The organism is Thalassobacillus sp. C254 (assembly GCF_001310615.1).
The window spans coordinates 81,668-99,061 of record NZ_BAXQ01000011.1 but is presented as its reverse complement, the minus strand read 5'-3'; the positions used below and the strand labels follow the sequence as shown (position 1 = coordinate 99,061).

At 42.5% G+C, this 17,394-nt stretch carries 10 protein-coding genes and 8 pseudogenes; all 18 read left to right on the top strand.

The features are described from left to right. Nucleotides 1-21 precede the first annotated feature (21 nt). Nucleotides 22-1,181: pseudogene (spoIIIAE, locus tag JCM19033_RS11975) on the top strand (stage III sporulation protein AE). Between the two features lie 13 nt (nucleotides 1,182-1,194). Further along, entirely contained in the window at nucleotides 1,195-1,635 is a 441-nt protein-coding gene (gene spoIIIAF / locus JCM19033_RS11970; protein WP_054636466.1) for a stage III sporulation protein AF, read from the top strand. A 266-nt stretch (nucleotides 1,636-1,901) separates the two neighbouring features. Then, nucleotides 1,902-2,474 carry a stage III sporulation protein AG gene (spoIIIAG, locus tag JCM19033_RS11960; protein ID WP_083465414.1) on the top strand — a complete coding sequence of 191 codons (573 nt, stop codon included), beginning with the start codon at nucleotides 1,902-1,904 and terminating at the stop codon, nucleotides 2,472-2,474. Between the two features lie 26 nt (nucleotides 2,475-2,500). Continuing rightward, entirely contained in the window at nucleotides 2,501-3,211 is a 711-nt protein-coding gene (locus JCM19033_RS11955; protein WP_269758165.1) for a SpoIIIAH-like family protein, read from the top strand. Between the two features lie 241 nt (nucleotides 3,212-3,452). Beyond that, nucleotides 3,453-3,797: a hypothetical protein gene (locus JCM19033_RS11950; RefSeq protein WP_054636462.1), complete on the top strand. Its 345-nt coding sequence runs from the start codon at nucleotides 3,453-3,455 to the stop codon at nucleotides 3,795-3,797. 56 nt (nucleotides 3,798-3,853) lie between these two features. Then, nucleotides 3,854-4,257: pseudogene (locus JCM19033_RS11945) on the top strand (Asp23/Gls24 family envelope stress response protein). A 206-nt stretch (nucleotides 4,258-4,463) separates the two neighbouring features. Further along, nucleotides 4,464-4,861, top strand: a pseudogene (gene nusB, locus JCM19033_RS11940) (transcription antitermination factor NusB). A 15-nt stretch (nucleotides 4,862-4,876) separates the two neighbouring features. Next, entirely contained in the window at nucleotides 4,877-5,740 is an 864-nt protein-coding gene (gene folD / locus JCM19033_RS11935; protein WP_054636461.1) for a bifunctional methylenetetrahydrofolate dehydrogenase/methenyltetrahydrofolate cyclohydrolase FolD, read from the top strand. Beyond that, nucleotides 5,740-7,136, top strand: a pseudogene (gene xseA / locus JCM19033_RS11930) (exodeoxyribonuclease VII large subunit). Before folD ends, xseA begins: the two are co-directional and overlap by 1 nt. Beyond that, entirely contained in the window at nucleotides 7,129-7,371 is a 243-nt protein-coding gene (gene xseB / locus JCM19033_RS11925; protein ID WP_054636460.1) for an exodeoxyribonuclease VII small subunit, read from the top strand. Before xseA ends, xseB begins: the two are co-directional and overlap by 8 nt. A gap of 107 nt (nucleotides 7,372-7,478) precedes the next feature. Then, nucleotides 7,479-8,257, top strand: a pseudogene (locus tag JCM19033_RS11920) (polyprenyl synthetase family protein). A 720-nt stretch (nucleotides 8,258-8,977) separates the two neighbouring features. Continuing rightward, a complete protein-coding gene (locus tag JCM19033_RS11915) occupies nucleotides 8,978-9,586 on the top strand; it encodes a hypothetical protein (RefSeq protein WP_054636459.1) in 609 nt (202 codons plus the stop codon). A 32-nt stretch (nucleotides 9,587-9,618) separates the two neighbouring features. Next, a pseudogene (dxs, locus tag JCM19033_RS11910) lies at nucleotides 9,619-11,504 on the top strand (1-deoxy-D-xylulose-5-phosphate synthase). A gap of 4 nt (nucleotides 11,505-11,508) precedes the next feature. After that, nucleotides 11,509-12,321: a TlyA family RNA methyltransferase gene (locus JCM19033_RS11905; protein ID WP_054636458.1), complete on the top strand. Its 813-nt coding sequence runs from the start codon at nucleotides 11,509-11,511 to the stop codon at nucleotides 12,319-12,321. A gap of 366 nt (nucleotides 12,322-12,687) precedes the next feature. Beyond that, nucleotides 12,688-13,137: a transcriptional regulator AhrC/ArgR gene (gene ahrC / locus JCM19033_RS11900; RefSeq protein ID WP_054636457.1), complete on the top strand. Its 450-nt coding sequence runs from the start codon at nucleotides 12,688-12,690 to the stop codon at nucleotides 13,135-13,137. Nucleotides 13,138-13,166: 29 nt separating this feature from the next. Next, nucleotides 13,167-14,886: pseudogene (gene recN, locus JCM19033_RS11895) on the top strand (DNA repair protein RecN). Between the two features lie 121 nt (nucleotides 14,887-15,007). Beyond that, on the top strand, nucleotides 15,008-16,288 hold the full coding sequence (gene spoIVB, locus JCM19033_RS11890) for a SpoIVB peptidase (protein WP_054636456.1): 1,281 nt from the start codon (nucleotides 15,008-15,010) through the stop codon (nucleotides 16,286-16,288). 298 nt (nucleotides 16,289-16,586) lie between these two features. Next, nucleotides 16,587-17,370 (top strand): annotated as a pseudogene (spo0A, locus tag JCM19033_RS24280) (sporulation transcription factor Spo0A). The last annotated feature ends 24 nt before the right edge of the window (nucleotides 17,371-17,394 follow it).

The following is a 17,394-nucleotide window of genomic DNA, read 5'->3' as shown; positions in this document are numbered from 1 at the left end:
AAAGGACAAGCCGCGGCAGCTATATGTTTGATTATCCTTGCCTTCCTCTGGGCAGCACAGCCAGTACTTGCGGAAGAAGAACCTGGATTAGAACAGCGTGAGATAGCTGAATATCAACTGGATAAATTAGGACTCGAGGATATACATCAGTTTTGGGAGGAGATTTCGCAGGACTATGGAGCGTTTTGCCGGAAAGTCAAAAAGGATCCTTGCTTGAGTTTGTAAAAGGAGAAAAAACATTTTCTCCTAAAGAATGGGGATATGCTTTTCTAAATTTTTTATTTCACGAACTCATTGCAAACGGAAAGCTCCTCGGAACTTTAATTCTCCTTTCTATTTTCAGCACGATGTTAAGAGCCTTGCAAAACGCTTTTGAACATGATGCGGTCAGCCGGGTTGCCTATAGTATTACATTTATCGTTCTTATAGTGATTGCACTTAACAGTTTTTACGTTGCGATGATCTATGTGCAGGAATCCGTCTCAAATATGGTTCATTTTATGATTGCCCTTTTTCCTTTGCTTATGGCCCTCCTTGCATCTATGGGAGCCGTTACTACCGTTGCCTTATTTCATCCGCTGATCATGTTTCTTGTAAATACGAGCGGACTGATGATTCAGTATTTTGTTCTCCCTCTTCTTTTCTTTTCAGCCCTGTTAAGCATCGTAAGTTCTCTAAGTGAGTACATCCAGGTAACGAAGCTGGCTACTCTTCTTCGCTCCATTGCGCTATGGGCACTCGGGGTATTTCTTACAATATTTTTAGGAGTGATCTCTGTTCAGGGAGCGACTGCGGCCGTAACTGATGGAGTAGCTGTAAAAACGGCAAAGTTCATTGCGGGTAACTTTGTCCCAGTTGTGGGACGAGTATTTACAGATGCAGCGGATACAGTGATGGGGGCTTCTTTACTATTAAAAAATACAGTAGGTATGGCAGGAGTGGCGGTATTGTTTATGATATGTGCTTTTCCGGCTATTAAAGTTCTCTCTATTGCTCTTATATTTCATGCAGCAGCTGCTGTCTTGCAGCCTTTAGGTGCTGGTGAACTTCTGGAGGCATTATCCACTCTTGGACGTACAGTTTTATATATGTTCGCAGCCCTGGCAATTGTAGGATTAATGTTTTTCTTAGCTATAACGATGGTAGTTGCGTCTGGAAATTTATCACTAATGGTCAGGTAAGGAGGGAGCAATTATGGAGTATTTGACCGACTGGGTTACCACATTGATTGTTTTTATCCTGGTAGCTGTTCTTATAGAGATGCTGATGCCTTCCTCAAAATTTCAGCGGTATATCCGTCTTTGTCTGTCCCTTACATTAATGGTAATTATTCTCCAGCCTTTATTCTATTTATTTCAAAGAGACATTCATTCTTTTCTCCCTGAATATTACGAAGGAGAGATTGTCTCAGCTGAATGGATGGAAGAAAAAATGATTCAAAAGAAAACAGAAATACAAGCCGGACAAGATGCATATATTTCAGAACAGATGGCTGAACAAATGGAACTGCAAGTAGCAGAGGAAGTAGAGAAGAAATGGAATATGGAATTGAGCAGAGTGGAGGTGGAATTTTGGAAGACGTTAACGCAGACACTATTGATCCTAGTCAGGCTTTTTTTGTACATGTCACATTAAATGAAAAAAAGCAGGAGGGAGCCGTAGAAGCCATCGCCCCAGTTCATATACAAACAGAGTCCGAGAATGAACAATCATCCCTCCATCGAGCCTTCGTGAAATCGAAAGGTTCTTAGCCTCTAACTGGGAGGTTGAGGAACAAAACCTCTCCATAGAATTGGAAGGGGGGCGGTTCCCATAACAGAAAATAAAAAATGAAAGCTTAAAAGAAAGCTTTAAAAAAATGGCTGCGTAAGAATGAAACAAAAGACAAGAAAAAAATCTCCATGGTGTATGTGGGAGGAGTTCTGATAGTTGGTGTTTCCCTTATGTTTTTAGGCACGGCAGGAAACGAAAAGGAGGACGCTTCTCAGCCTGCTTATAGTGAAAGTCAGCCTGCAGAGGAGGCATTTAAAGGTGAAGACAAAAAAGAACCAGGAAGCATTTCTAAGTATGAGGAACTTTACGAAAACCAGCTGCGCGAGTCTCTTGAAGCCATCACGGGGGTTTCTGACGTAACAATAATGGTCAACCTTGACGCGACAGAGAACAAGGTTATTGAAAAGAATAGAACCATTCGCCAGCAGATTACCGATGAAACTGATCGCGAGGGCGGAAAGCGAAAGGTTGAGGATGGAAGCAGTGAGGAGCAAGTGGTTATTATCCGTCAGGGAGATCAAGAAGAGCCATTAATCGTGAAAACAGAAAAGCCTGAAGTGCGAGGAGTCCTGGTAGTTGCTCAAGGAGTGGAAAATATGAAGGTTAAGGAATGGGTGGTAGAGGCTGTGACAAGAGTACTTGATGTGCCTCCACACCGTGTTTCTGTCCTTCCCAAGAAAATGAAGGAGGAAGATGAGTAGATGGTGCTGAAAAACAAACCGTTTGGCTGGTAACGATGGTAAGTTTAATAGTGGTACTTGGAGTGTACTATATGACTGCACCTCCGGCAGTGGAACAGGCCTCTCAAGAAGAAGAGGTTCCAGGTACAGAACTCACCGATGAGGAATGGGTGGAATGGCTTGAGGACGGACAAGTTGACATTTTAATTGACGAACAGGAGCCGGGCGAAGAAGTGCCGTCGGCTGAAGAGGAAACACCAGGGAAAGAAGAGGGAGAAGAAGGTGGAGAAGAAGCTGAGGAAGGGCAAGAGGGAGAGGAAGAGCAAGAGCAAGAGGAAGCCCCAGCTCCAGCTGAAATGCAGGAAACAGAAGCGGAAGAAGCTTCTACTATTGCTGCCCCTGCAGCAGCCGAAGGTATGTTCAGCGCCCTCAGGCTGGAAAGAGAAGAAACAAGAAGCCGCTTAAGAGAGGACTATACGAATACTATAGCTTCAGAAGACATGTCAGCTGCTGAAAAAAATGATGCACATGAAAAAAAGGAAAATCTTCAAAAAACAGCACAGCAAGAAAGTATGCTTGAAACATTAATTCAGTCTCAAGGGTACGAAGACGCGTTAGTCATTACAGAAGAAGACCAGGTAAAGATTATTGTCCAGGCTGAAAATTTAAGTGAGCAAGAAGTTGTAGAAATAAATAAGCTGGCAGCAGAACACTTAGGAAAGAAAGACATAGCTGTTGGTTATCATGTAGCACCTTAAAGCAAATGATTTTTCATTTGCTTTTTTTATTTTTTAGGATCGCAGAGTTTTTTGAAGCTTTATCTATATTCTTCTTTCGTTTGGTAAATGATAAGCTAGATGAAGAAAATCATGGGAAAGTTACCGTATTTATCACAGGAACATGAGATCGTAATGAAAAATAAAGGCACTCATGTATAATCAACAAGTATCTAAAGCATTTTTCGTATGCTGGAATGCACGGAATAAGGAGTTGTCATACATGGAATGGAATGATCTGACAGAAGGGGCCAAGGCGGTCCTGGAACAAACAAGAAATTTAAAAAACGACCAAATTCAAATTGTTGAATTTGAGGTTGGCTATGAACAGAGATTCGGAGATGAAGAAAGCGGCTATACGGTGTCCATTCAGGAGGAGGATTACCAAAACCTCAAGAAGTTTACACAGCACAATGAATACGGTGAACGATATCATATGGCTCGCAACAAAAACATCGTAAAGATTATCCTTCTGGAAAATGGCAAGATACCGGATAATCTTTCTGAGTTTCCTGTTTTTCGTCAATACAAAAATGATTATGTCCCTAAAGAAGAGAATGAAGGATAAGAGAAATTAACAAGGAATAGTCATAGATATGAATAGTTAACTCGGAGGTGGAGTAAATGAACGAAAACCAAGTATTAGATATTGAAGAACAAAAGAATGAATTGGGGCGTATTGAGATCTCTCCTGAAGTGATTGAAGTGATAGCGGGAATTGCCACTTCTGAGGTGGAAGGGGTAGCAATCTTCGAGGGAATTTTGCTTCAGGCGTAGGGGAATTTCTAGGAAGGAAAAACCACGGAAAAGGCGTCAAGGTGGAACTTAGTGAAGATGGGGTTACCATTGAAATTTCCATTGTTATTCTTTATGGAGCCTCAGTGATTGAAACTGCTAAACAGGTGCAGACGAATATTCAGCAGACGCTTCAGACAATGACATCGATTGATCTTGAAGCAATTAATGTCCATGTGGTAGGTATTCAATTTGAAAACATGGAAGAAGCAGAAAGAGAAGAAATAGAATAAAAGACCATGCTTGGGGTAGTCCTCAAGCATCTTTTATTTTTTATTACTAAAAGCAATAGAAACCCCCAATAATAGTTGTAAGTTACCAATAAAGAGGAAAGACTGTTTGTATCGTTTAATGTTAGCAAGAGCACGAGGATCATACTGTTTTAAGCAATTTATATATGCTATGATCAGTGATAGATTGAAACAAAGGAGAAAAGACCATGAATCGGAGACTAGCGAGACTAAGGGCAGTACAGGCTCTATACCAGGTGGATCTGACAGACGCTGGATGGAAAGAAGCGATAGAAAACACCCTGGATGAAGGGGAAGAGGCAGATGCCTTTTTAACAGAAACGGTCAAAGGGACACTTGACCACAAAGACGAGATCGATTCCCATCTAAAAACCATTTGCAAAACTGGACGTTAGAAAGGGTAGGTAATGTAGACCGTGCTATTATGCGTGAGTCTGTGTATGAAATGCTGTTCGTGGAAGAAATTCCTCTTCATGTAAGTGTGAACGAAGCTATCGAACTGGCTAAATCATTTGGCGGCCAGGAGGCCGGGAAGTTTGTCAACGGAGTATTATCAAAAGTACTGGAAGACTGTAAAAGACTGTAAAGGGGAGGATTTCATATGACAGCCAAAGTTATCAGCGGGAAGGAAGTCGCTGCGCAAATTAGAGAAGAACTCAAAGGAGAAGTGAAAAATGTAAAGGAACAAGGAATTACTCCGGGTTTAGCTGTCCTTTTAGTAGGTGATGATCCAGCATCTCACTCCTATGTACGTGGAAAGGAAAAAGCATGTAATGAGACGGGCATCTTTTCCAGTGTTACAAGGCTCACAAGCGAAGTATCGGAAAGGGAACTTCTTCAAAGAATCGAGAATTTGAATAACGATCCGACCATTCATGGTATCCTTGTTCAGCTTCCTCTCCCTGACCATATATCAGAGACAAAAGTGATTGAAACCATCTCACCAGAAAAAGATGTAGATGGCTTCCATCCGGTAAACATTGGACGAATGATGACCGGCCAGAAAGCCTTTCTTCCATGTACGCCCCATGGAATTATCAAAATGATTCAATCCCAGGGAATATCTCTATCAGGCAAACATGCTGTCATTGTAGGAAGAAGCAATATTGTCGGGAAGCCGGTAGGGCAGCTTTTACTTAATGAAAATGCGACAGTTACATATTGCCATTCCAAAACGGCAAATATGCAAGAGATCACCACGCAGGGGGACATATTGATTGTAGCAGTTGGAAGAGCCGGATTTATTGGGAAAGATTACATAAAAGAAGATGCAGTAGTGATTGATGTCGGTGTAAACAGAAAGGAAGACGGAAAATTATACGGAGACGTCTTATTTGAGGAAGCAGCTGAAAAGGCTTCTTACATTACCCCGGTTCCTGGCGGTGTTGGACCAATGACGATTACAATGCTTCTATATAATACAGTAGAATCAGCTAAACGGACGCTAGAAGGAGCATCATCCTAATGAACGGGCTCGAAAGCCGGTGGATTTCCGTATCACAGTTAACCAGGCAGATAAAAGCTGCACTGGAAATGGATGACGGCCTGCAGCATGTTTGGCTGCGGGGAGAAATATCAAATTTTAAGAAGCATTCCCGGGGTCACATGTATTTCACCTTAAAGGATGATAAATCAAGAATATCAGCTGTCATGTTTGCGGGTAATAACAGACAGTTATCTTTTGAGCCTGAAAACGGAATGAAGGTCCTGATTAAAGGGCAGGTTTCTGTTTATGAACCCTTTGGCCAATACCAGCTGTACGTGAGGGAAATGGAACCAGATGGTATTGGGCAGTTATACTTAAGGTTTGAACAATTAAAGAAACAGCTTGAAACAGAAGGCTCTTTAGACCAGAGATTAAAAAACAGCTGCCTAAAATGCCCAGAGAAATCGGCGTTGTCACTTCACCAACCGGAGCGGCGATCAGAGATATCCTTACTACTTTAAAAAGACGCTTCCCCCTTGCTCGTGTCACACTTTTTCCTGTGCTTGTTCAAGGCAGGGACGCAGCACCTAGTATAGCAAACGCGATAAAACAAGCGGATGAAACGTCAATGTTTGATGTCTTAATCGTAGGGCGCGGCGGAGGATCAATTGAAGACCTGTGGGCGTTTAATGAAGAGATTGTTGCTAGAGCTCTGTTTGAACTCAGCGTGCCGGTTGTTTCTGCAGTTGGTCATGAAACTGACTTTACCATTGCCGATTTTGTAGCAGATGTCAGAGCAGCCACCCCTACTGCGGCGGCAGAACTAATTGTTCCAGATATCGTGGAAGTGGAAGGACGCTTAAGGCGGGCTAGTGACCGTCTTATTAAAGCAGCCGGAGGAAGAGTTGCTTCTGAAAGAGAAAGGCTTGAGCGATTAAAGAAATCCTATGCGTTTAAATATCCGGAGCAGCTTCTCAGACAAAAGGAACAAGAACTAGACAGGCTGATAGAACGACTTTCTAAAGGATCGACAAGATCGCTGCATAAATCTGCTGAACAAGCTGAGAGACTGTATGCACGCCTTCTTAGGTCCCACCCTTCTCAACTGGCGGAAAGAAGCCGTACACGCCTGGAGCAAGGGGATGCAGCCCTTAAGAAAGAGATCTTAAGAATCCTGGCCAAAAAGCAGGAAGAACTCCAAAACAATATCTCTAAGCTTAATTTATTAAATCCACTTCAAGTAATGAACAGAGGATATAATGTGACGTATGATGAGAATCAAAAGCTCGTTCAGCGAGTGGAAGACGTTGAAGCTGGAGACCGGGTATCTATACAGGTGAAAAACGGCAGCATCAACTGCCAGGTTGAAAGTACCGGTCCTTCATTGGTGAAAACAGAAAGTGTGCAAAGTAAAGGAGGAGAAGCTGATGGCTGAAGAGCAGGACAGACAGATAACGTTTGAAAAGGCAATGGAAGAGCTGGAGGGCATTGTAGAAAAACTTGAAGAGGGCGACGTGCCATTGGAAAAGGCTATTGAGATGTATCAAGAAGGCATGAATTTGTCCAAGGTTTGCCATGACAAGCTTGTAAGAGTTGAAAAACAAATGGATCAAATGATGAGCGAGGATGGGGAAATAGAACTTTTAAAAGTTAAGGAGGAAGAAGAGTGACCGAAGAATCATTGCAAGCTTTTATTCAGAAATACAAAGACATCATTGATAAGCGCCTGCCAGAGCTTATTGATTCATTAGAGACACCTCCTAACTTAAAAGAATCTATGATTTATTCCTTAAACGCCGGCGGTAAAAGGATAAGGCCCCTTCTTATGCTTGCTGTGTTAAAAGCGTATGACTCGTTGTTTGACGATGCTTATGATATTGCATGCGCTGCTGAATGGTGCATACATATTCTCTTATCCATGATGACCTTCCTGCTATGGATGATGATGATGTTCGCAGAGGGAAGCCGACCAATCACAAAGTATTTGGAGAGGCCATAGCGATCCTTGCAGGAGATGCTTTATTTACAAGAAGCATTGAAATAATGGCTTCTGAAACAAACAGCCTCTCTCCCGAGGTGAAAATTCGTTTAATATCAGAATTCGTAAAAGCATCAGGTCCCGAAGGTATGGTGGGAGGCCAGGCTGCTGATTTAAACGGAGAAGGAAAGAGCTTGTCCCTGGAGGAATTGGAGTACATTCATCATCATAAAACAGGGGACTTGCTTACTTATTCCATAGTAGCTGGAGCAATTATGGCAAATGCCCCTGAGCAGGACATCGAAAAGCTTCGAAGCTTTGCAAAAGCTTTGGGACTGGTCTTTCAAATTAAAGATGATATTCTTGACGTCGAGGGAGATGCTTCTTTAATTGGGAAGCCGGTTGGCAGCGATGATGACAAAGACAAGAGCACTTATCCAAGCCTCTTAACATTAGAGGGAGCAAAGAAGAAACTTGCCTATCATGCTCAAGAAGCAAAGGAAACCTTGTCGAAAGTAAGCGGCAATATGGCACTGTTAAATGAGCTTACTGATTACATTGTCGAACGTGACCATTAGAGGTTGAAATTAGTAGTTAACCCAAAGTGTTAATATTGCTGATCTTGAATTCTCTATGATATAATAAGCTTACATTACCGAGTGGTGCAGTATTCTAGTCGGTTCTCCATTCTCGAGGGCGGGCCTAAAAATCCGCTGAAGGGCACATCGATGAAGTTCCTGGTTTTGGCTCGAGGCGCCCAGCCTGGGTCAAAGCTGGGAGTTAAGGCGGTGGGGGCGATCCACAATGGCATGTGGGCGTTGACCCTCCCGCCGCGGAGGCCTGTTCTTTCCTTGCCGGCGACGTACGGCAAGAGAGAGACAGGGTAAGACCTGCACGACAAGCCTAAGGGATCTTGTCTGCAGCGTAGCCTGCCTTGAGTGGAGCAGCGGGGAAGATGATTTCTGGAGAATGAGCGTCGGCCAACGGCAATTCTTATCCATCTGAAACCTGCTCTGCAAAAGAGGCTAAGAGAATGGCAAGGGACCGCTGAGGAAAACTCCTAGACTGTTCCTCGTTTGGACATTTAAAGGGGATTACGGTGTGCGCTAAGTGGTAATCCAGTCTAGCGTCCGGTGACGGCGCTAAGCCGGCTTTAAAGGGAAACCGCCAGGGCGGCGACGCTCTGGCAGCCGGCTGGGAAATCCTACTGGACCTATGCCACAATGTTTACTCTTTAAATGACCACTCGACTTACATATGAGTGGACGGAATGAAAAACAAGGTGTCGATGATAATAGATGAGGAATTCTTGGAAGAAATCAATAAATTTCAGCTTAACAATTGCCGTTATCACCTTGGTGTTAGCGGCTATTTTTTCAATTATATCAACGTGGATCCTGGCTGGTGTTGGTTGGGCCATAGGGATGCTTATTGTTTTTATTATTGTGTTCATGGGGATATTTTTTGACACAATCGGGGTCGCTGCTACCGCTGCTGACGAAACACCCTTCCATTCCATGTCTGCCAAGAAGCTCCCTGGGGCAAGGCATGCGATGTTGATTACAAGAAACGCTGACCGGTTTGCCAGCTTTTGTAATGATGTAATTGGTGATATTTCCGGGATAATAAGTGGAACCGCTTCCGCGTTTGTTGTCCTTCAATTAGCGTTATCCTTTGGACATGGAGAAGGAAGCCTAGTACAATTTGTCGTATCGGTTGTATTTACCAGTGTGATAGCAGCATTAACAGTCGGGGGTAAATCCATCGGGAAAACGTTAGCTATTCACTTTTCCACACCGATCATTTACCATGTCGGTAGAATTTTGTATGTTTTAGAAGTAAAATTAAAAATAAAGGTGTTTCCTGACAACGGAAAAACGAAAAAGCAAGAAAAAAACGAAAAGTAAAAATCACCAGTGAGAAAGTGAGGGCACTTTAGATGGATTTGGAAACGATAAAGGACCCCGGGTTTCTTCAAAGCTGTTCCCGTGAAGAAATGGAAAAGCTGGCAGAGGATATCCGCCATTTTTTAATCCAGCGATTATCAGTTACAGGAGGACACCTGGGTCCCAATCTAGGTGTTGTGGAACTGACATTAATTCTTCATAGCTTGTATGAAAGCCCTAAGGATAAAATTATTTGGGATGTGGGACACCAGGCCTACGTGCATAAAATAGTAACAGGACGTGCTGGCCAATTTGACCAGCTCCGCAAATACCAGGGGTTGTGCGGGTTCCTAAACGGAGTGAGAGCGACCACGATGTATGGGAAACTGGCCACAGCTCAACATCTCTTTCTGCTGCGATGGGGATGGCACTGGCTCGCGACTTAAAAAAGACGGATGAGAGCGTTGTGGCGGTAATCGGGATGGTGCCTTAACAGGCGGTATGGCTCTTGAGGCTCTTAACCATATTGGACATGAGCAAACGGATTTGACGATTATTTTAAATGATAATGAAATGTCGATTGCCCCCAATGTCGGAGCCTTCACAGCATGCTGGGCAGAATGAGGACTGCCGGGAAATATCAGAAGGCCAAGGAAGAACTTGAGTATCTAATCAAAAAAATTCCTGCCTTTGGTGGAAGGCTTGCAACAACCGCTGAACGTGTGAAAGACAGTCTCAAGTATCTGCTTGTTTCCGGCATGTTTTTTGAGGAAATGGGCTTTACGTATTTAGGCCCGGTAGATGGCCATGATTATGATGACTTAATTGAAAACATCAACTATGCCAAGAAAACAAAAGGCCCGATGCTGGTTCATGTTATTACCAAAAAAGGAAAAGGGTATGCCCCTGCTGAGAATGATGCAAAGGGGACATGGCATGGGCTTGGGCCATATAAGATCGAATCTGGTGAAGTTGTAAAAAAACCAGGACCTCCCAGCTACAGCGGTGTCTTTAGTAATACCTTGCGCAGAATTGCCCGGGACGATCAAAGGGTGGTGGGTATTACTGCAGCTATGCCTGGAGGAACGAAACTTGATCAATTTGCAGCTGAATTTCCTGACCGAATGTTTGATGTGGGGATTGCAGAGCAACATGCAACAACTATGGCTGGCGGACTTGCAACCCAAGGGATGAAGCCTGTGTTTGCGGTGTATTCCACATTCTTGCAGCGGGGCTACGATCAGCTGGTTCATGACGTATGCCGTCAGAATTTAAATGTTATCTTTGCAATTGACAGAGCAGGCCTGGTAGGGCTGATGGAGAAACCCACCAAGGTGTATTTGATATTGCTTATTTGCGCCACCTGCCAAATATGAAAATATTAATGCCGAAAGACGAAAATGAGCTTCAGCATATGATTTTTACAGCAGTACAGCATGATGATGGGCCAGTAGCAGTCCGTTATCCTAGAGGAAACGGTTATGGTATTAAGATGGATAAAGAGTTAAAAGAACTTACGATTGGAAAGTGGGAAGTTCTGCGTGACGGCGGTGAATTAACCATCCTCACTTTTGGGACGATGATTCCAGTAGCCATGGAAGCAGCCGAATCACTTGAAAGCCAAGGGGTCTCTGTTCGAGTGGTAAATGCAACCTCTGCCAAGCCTCTTGATGAATCGCTTCTCGAGGAATTAAAGGAAGAAGGAAAACCAATACTGACTTTGGAGGAAGCTGCTCTTCAAGGGAGCTTCGGAAGCGCAGTGCTCGAGTATTATCATGACCATGACAGCCATGGAATGATCATTGAGAGAATGGGAATTCCTGATCGTTATATTGAGCATGGAAGCGTGCCTGAATTGTACGAAGAAATCGGGCTGACACCTGCAAGAGTCAGGGATAAGGTACTAACAATGGTTCCAAGAAAGAGACAAAGGGCGTAAACGTATGAAAAAAGAGAGATTAGATGTTTTATTAGTGGAGCAGGGCTTTTTCGAATCCCGGGAAAGAGCCAAGCGTTCCATTATGGCCGGGCTTGTTTACGTAAATGATGAACGGGTGGACAAACCTGGCATGAAAGTGGATGTACAAGCTCCCCTTCGAGTTAAAGGGGAGCTTCTCCCTTATGTAAGCAGAGGAGGCTTAAAGCTCGAGAAGGCTTTGAGTTCATTTAATCTTGATGTAAAAGATAAAGTGATGCTGGATATTGGTTCATCTACAGGAGGCTTTACAGACTGTGCTCTTCAAAATGGAGCCAAGCTTGTGTATGCTTTAGATGTAGGCTATAATCAGCTGGCCTGGAAGCTGAGAAACGACGAGCGTGTTGTCGTTATGGAAAGAACTAATTTCCGTTACGTCACAAAGGAAGATTTTTCACAAGGAGCCCCTGATTTTGCAACGGCAGACGTTTCATTTATTTCTCTTCGTCTTATCCTCCCGGTTTTAAAGGAGATTCTACAGCCGGAAAGCAATGTATGTGTGTTAATTAAACCCCAATTTGAAGCGGGACGGGATGAAGTTGGGAAAAAGGGGATTGTGAGAGAGCCATCCATTCACAAGAAGGTGATTCAAGACATTGTTGAGTTTGCTGAAGGGATCGGGTATCATCCTTCTGGCCTTGATTACTCACCAGTTAAAGGAGGAGAAGGGAACATTGAGTTTTTACTTCATCTTCTTTGGGATCAAGGGGCTGCCGCAAGCCGGGAGATAAATGAGGAGAAAATTGAACAAATCGTTTATAATGCACATCACCATATGTAGAACGTGTAGGGTCTCCAAAGACCGCCTGGTTCATTGCGAAGAGGAGACCGGTTTTTTACATAGCTAGAGATGACGTGAGGGTGTCACCAAAAACAGACTTTTTTGGGACACCCTTTTTTCGTTAGGAAGCTGAATAAACTAAGGGATTTTTATTCAAAAAAAGTGAAGGTGAAAGTGAAGACAAGTCATAAACACTTAAATTCACAAGGGTTTCTCATTATTAATTTATAAATACGTTTGTATGAATATTGAAAATCAGTTATGATATTTGTAGAAATTTGTTTAACAATAGATAACAAAACATGCCAGCTCTGTGTATCTTTTTTAGTGCCAGAGAATGTTTACTGTGTTTTTAGGAGGATCAAAATGACCAAAGGACAACGTCATATAAAAATACGAGAAATTATTACGAATAATGAAATTGAAACGCAGGATGAATTAGTTGACCGCTTGAAGAATGCTGGCTTTAATGTAACTCAGGCAACCGTTTCAAGAGATATCAAAGAACTTCATCTTGTAAAAGTACCAACGGCAGATGGAAGGTACAAATACAGCCTGCCTGCTGACCAGCGCTTTAACCCGCTCCAGAAGCTGAGAAGAGCTCTGGTTGACTCTTTTGTGAGCATTGATCATGCTGAAAACATGATTGTTATGAAAACGCTCCCGGGTAACGCAGATGCGATTGGAATTCTGATTGATAATTTAGATTGGCCGGAAGTTATGGGAACCATTTGCGGGGACGATACGATCCTCCTTATTTGCCGTGAGAAAGAACAAACTTCACACATTTCTGACCGATTTCTTGATATGCTGTAATTACATTTTCATGGCAGGAAGGTGTTTTCATGCTTGCAGAACTTTCAATTACAAACTTTGCTATCATAGAACAATTATCAGTGTCTTTTGAAAGCGGATTAACTGTGCTGACTGGAGAGACTGGTGCCGGGAAATCCATAATCATTGATGCCATTGGTTTATTAATTGGCGGACGCGGCTCTGTTGAATATGTAAGGCATGGAGCAAAACGGGCAGAAATTGAAGGGTTGTTTCATATAGACGCTGGACAAATTGCAAAAGAAAAGGTCGAATCGGCTGGCATTGATATCGAAGAAGGGATGATTGTTCTTCGAAGAGAAATTACGAAGCAGGGCAAGAGCATCTGTCGTATAAACGGCAAGCTTGTCACTCTGGCAATTCTCCGTGAGGTTGGCCAAAGTCTCGTTGATATACAAGGACAGCATGATAACCAGGAACTAATGCAAGCTGAAAAACATGCGGGTATGCTGGATCGATTTGCAGGAAAAAAACTCCAGGAGGCTTCGGGAATATCAAACCATTTATACTACTTTTCGAAGTGTTGAAAAAAAGGTCAAGCAGCTCCGAGAAAACGATCAGGAGGTTGCTCATCGTCTGGATTTTATTGAATATCAGCTAAAAGAAATAGAAGAAGCGCAGCTACAGCCAGGAGAAGACGAAGAGCTTGAAAAGGAAAAGTATAAATTGGCTAATAGTGAAAAGCTTTTCCGATCTTTAAAAGAAGCATATGAAAGTCTGCATGGGGAAGGCAGGGGACTGGATTGGGCAGGACTTGCCATGAATCATGGAGAAGAAGCTGCCTCGATTGACCCTGACTTGCAAAGCTTATCAGAGACGATAAATAACTGTTACTTTATGCTCGAAGAAGCATCCTACTCACTACGTGATCATGTTGATTCCCTGGAATTTGATCCGGACCGGTTAAACGTTATAGAAGGAAGACTGGACGAAATTCAGCAATTAAAACGGAAATATGGAAACAGCGTCACGGAAATTCTGGAATATGCTTCACGTATTGAGGAAGAAAAAGATTCTCTTGAAAATAAAGATGAAAGAATTCAGCAATATGAGAAGCAGCTTGAAGATCTTTCTCTTGACTTGCTTGCTGAAGCTGAAACATTAACCGACCTTCGTAAGCAGGCGGCAGAAAAGCTTGCTTATGAGGTGAAACAAGAACTTAAAGCCTTATATATGGAAAAGGCAGAACTGTTTGTGGAAATTGGAACCCCGCAAAAAGGAGAAAGGTATACGGTTAACAGCAAGGAAGTCATATTTACGGAGCAAGGGACGGACCGTGTTGAATTTATGTTATCACCAAATGCAGGTGAACCTCTAAAACCTTTGGCTAAAGTAGCCTCAGGAGGGGAGATCTCTCGTATCATGCTCGCTATGAAAACAATATTGTCTGGATTTCAACATATGACTTCCCTTATTTTTGATGAAGTGGATACAGGGGTAAGCGGAAGAGTAGCTCAGGCAATCGCAGAAAAAATTCATCATGTTTCCATCGATTCTCAAGTGTTGTGTATTACTCATCTTCCTCAGGTAGCCGCCATGGCTGATACTCATTTGTACATTAAAAAAGGAGAATCAGAAGGGAGAGTCACTACTTCAGTTGCTCCATTGGCAGAAGAGGAGAAAGTGGATGAAATTGCCAGAATGATCTCAGGCGTTGAAGTGACGGAGCTCACAAAGGATCATGCTAAAGAATTAGTGACGATGGCCGGAAAAATGAAACCCAAAGTATGAAAAGCTGACCAAATTAGGTCAGCTTTTTTAGTTGTTGGTACTTATATTTGTTCTTCTCCAAGGCAACATTATAAGTAAGAAAGAGAGGTGCGAGGTGGGGCGAGGAGTGTGAAAACATTACATGAATTATCAATTAACCCGAAGAATGATTGGGATACTGCTTTTGATTTTGCTAATAGGCATAGGCGTAAATGAATCTGTTCAAAAGTATATCCAGCTCCCTGACAGTTTATTTATATATGAGAAAGAATTTTCTGAAGCAGGCGGCCCGGTCCAGGCAGCTTTAAAACAACTGGATTTAGAAGGTTTATCACTAGAAGTCACAGAAGATGATTTGACAACTGCTGGTGAAAGTGTCCCACTTACAATCACAGCAGCTTCCTTTCCAGTAAAGAAAGTGGATGTCCGAGTGATTCCTGATATTGAAGTGGTTCCAGGAGGTCAATCCATTGGGGTGAAATTAAATTCCGAGGGAGTGATGGTCGTTGGCCACCATCAAATTCCTACGGGAAAAGGCAAAATTTCTCCTGGGAAAGAGGCAGGCATTGAAGTCGGAGATGTTATTAAAAAAATTAACGATAAAACAGTCCAGCATATGGGAGAAGTAGCTGACGCTGTTCAGAAAGCAGCGGATGATAAACAAGAAATTTTCCTGACGATTAAAAGAGGCCAGGAAACAATTGAAAAGAAAATGAAGGTAGTAAAAGATGAGGAAGGCGAAGGATATCGTATGGGGTTATACGTACGCGATTCCGCGGCAGGAGTAGGGACCATGACCTTTTACGAACCGGAATCAGGGAAATATGGTGCCTTAGGTCATGTTATTTCTGATACTGACACGAAAAAGCCAATTGTTGTTCATGATGGAGAAATTGTTCGATCATCAGTCACTTCCATCGAAAAAGGAGCCAATGGCGATCCAGGTGAAAAATTAGCACGAATGACAGAAGATCGCAAAATATTAGGGAATATTAACAAAAATAGTTCATTCGGTATTTTTGGAGTGTTAAATAATGACCACCAATTAAAAAATAATGTTATGGATGAATCTCTACCGGTGGCTTTTGCAGAAGAAATCAAAGAAGGTCCAGCAGAAATTCTTACGGTAGTGGAAGGGGAGAAGGTGGAAAAGTTTGGTATTGAAGTCGTGAAATCTTTTCCCCAATCACATCCTGCCACAAAAGGAATGGTTATTAAAGTTACAGACCCAAAACTGCTTGAGAAAACGGGCGGAATTGTTCAAGGGATGAGCGGAAGCCCAATCATACAAAATGGAAAAATCATTGGTGCTGTCACGCATGTTTTTGTAAATGATGCCACGTCAGGATATGCATGTCACATTGAATGGATGCTTGAAGAAGCAGGTGTTGAGACACACATTGAAAAACGAAAGGCAAGTTAACGACTATGCCTTTCGTTATTTACATAATAATTGTTGTTTGTAGTCTTTTCCATTTTTGAAAATTATGATAAGCTCAAAATAAGAAAGGAATGTGACACGGGTTTTAACATAACGTGTTTCTTTTTTTAGTCAATATCCAATATTTTTCGACAAATCACAGATTGTAGTAGTTTGTCAAGTTCTAATGATACATGAGAAGTAATTGGGTCTTTGAGAGGAATATTTGGTTGTAGAACAGGACTCTCACTGAATGCGTCGAAATGATACCTTGGGAATAACTTAACGAGGGGGAACAGGTGTGGAAAATATTAAAGTGTGTGTGGCTGACGATAATCGTGAATTAGTTAATTTGCTTAATGAATACATTAGCTCTCAAGAGGACATGGAAGTCACCGGTTACGCTTTTAATGGACAAGAATGTTTATCTGTTGTGGAAGAAAAGGAGCCGGACGTTCTCGTTTTGGACATCATTATGCCTCACTTGGACGGGCTTGCTGTTTTGGAAAAAATCAATAATGGGGCGGTCACAAAGCGTCCGAAAATTATTATGCTTACTGCTTTTGGACAGGAAGATGTAACAAAAAAAGCTGTTAACCTGGGTGCTTCATACTATGTACTGAAACCTTTTGATATGGAAACGTTAATAGGAAATATAAGAGAAATCAGTGGAAGTCAGTCAGCGGTTCTCCAGTCCCAATGCCTTCCCGTGCTAAGAAAGAGCCTGAGCCTATTAACCTGAACCAGAGCATTACCAATATTATTCATGAGATTGGTGTTCCTGCCCACATAAAAGGCTACATGTACCTGCGGGAAGCGATATCGATGGTTTATAATGACATTGAGTTGTTAGGGTCGATCACCAAGTCCTTTATCCGGATATCGCCAAGAAATTTAATACAACATCAAGCCGTGTAGAGCGCGCCATCCGCCATGCGATTGAAGTAGCCTGGAGCCGTGGAAACATAGACTCTATTTCCAAAATGTTCGGCTATACCGTTAACATTTCAAAAGCCAAGCCGACAAATAGTGAATTTATCGCAATGGTTGCGGACAAGCTCCGTCTTGAACATAAAGTAAGCTGACCAACGTTATTACTAAAGGTATGA

Bases quoted from the DNA above. Each gene is read 5' to 3' on its own strand.
- xseB (WP_054636460.1), top strand. From the start codon at position 7,129: ATGGCTGAAGAGCAGGACAGACAGATAACGTTTGAAAAGGCAATGGAA.
- JCM19033_RS11950 (WP_054636462.1), top strand. From the start codon at position 3,453: ATGGAATGGAATGATCTGACAGAAGGGGCCAAGGCGGTCCTGGAACAA.
- JCM19033_RS11915 (WP_054636459.1), top strand. From the start codon at position 8,978: ATGAGGAATTCTTGGAAGAAATCAATAAATTTCAGCTTAACAATTGCC.
- JCM19033_RS11905 (WP_054636458.1), top strand. From the start codon at position 11,509: ATGAAAAAAGAGAGATTAGATGTTTTATTAGTGGAGCAGGGCTTTTTC.
- spoIIIAF (WP_054636466.1), top strand. From the start codon at position 1,195: ATGGAGTATTTGACCGACTGGGTTACCACATTGATTGTTTTTATCCTG.
- folD (WP_054636461.1), top strand. From the start codon at position 4,877: ATGACAGCCAAAGTTATCAGCGGGAAGGAAGTCGCTGCGCAAATTAGA.
- spoIIIAG (WP_083465414.1), top strand. From the start codon at position 1,902: ATGGTGTATGTGGGAGGAGTTCTGATAGTTGGTGTTTCCCTTATGTTT.
- ahrC (WP_054636457.1), top strand. From the start codon at position 12,688: ATGACCAAAGGACAACGTCATATAAAAATACGAGAAATTATTACGAAT.
- spoIVB (WP_054636456.1), top strand. From the start codon at position 15,008: ATGAATTATCAATTAACCCGAAGAATGATTGGGATACTGCTTTTGATT.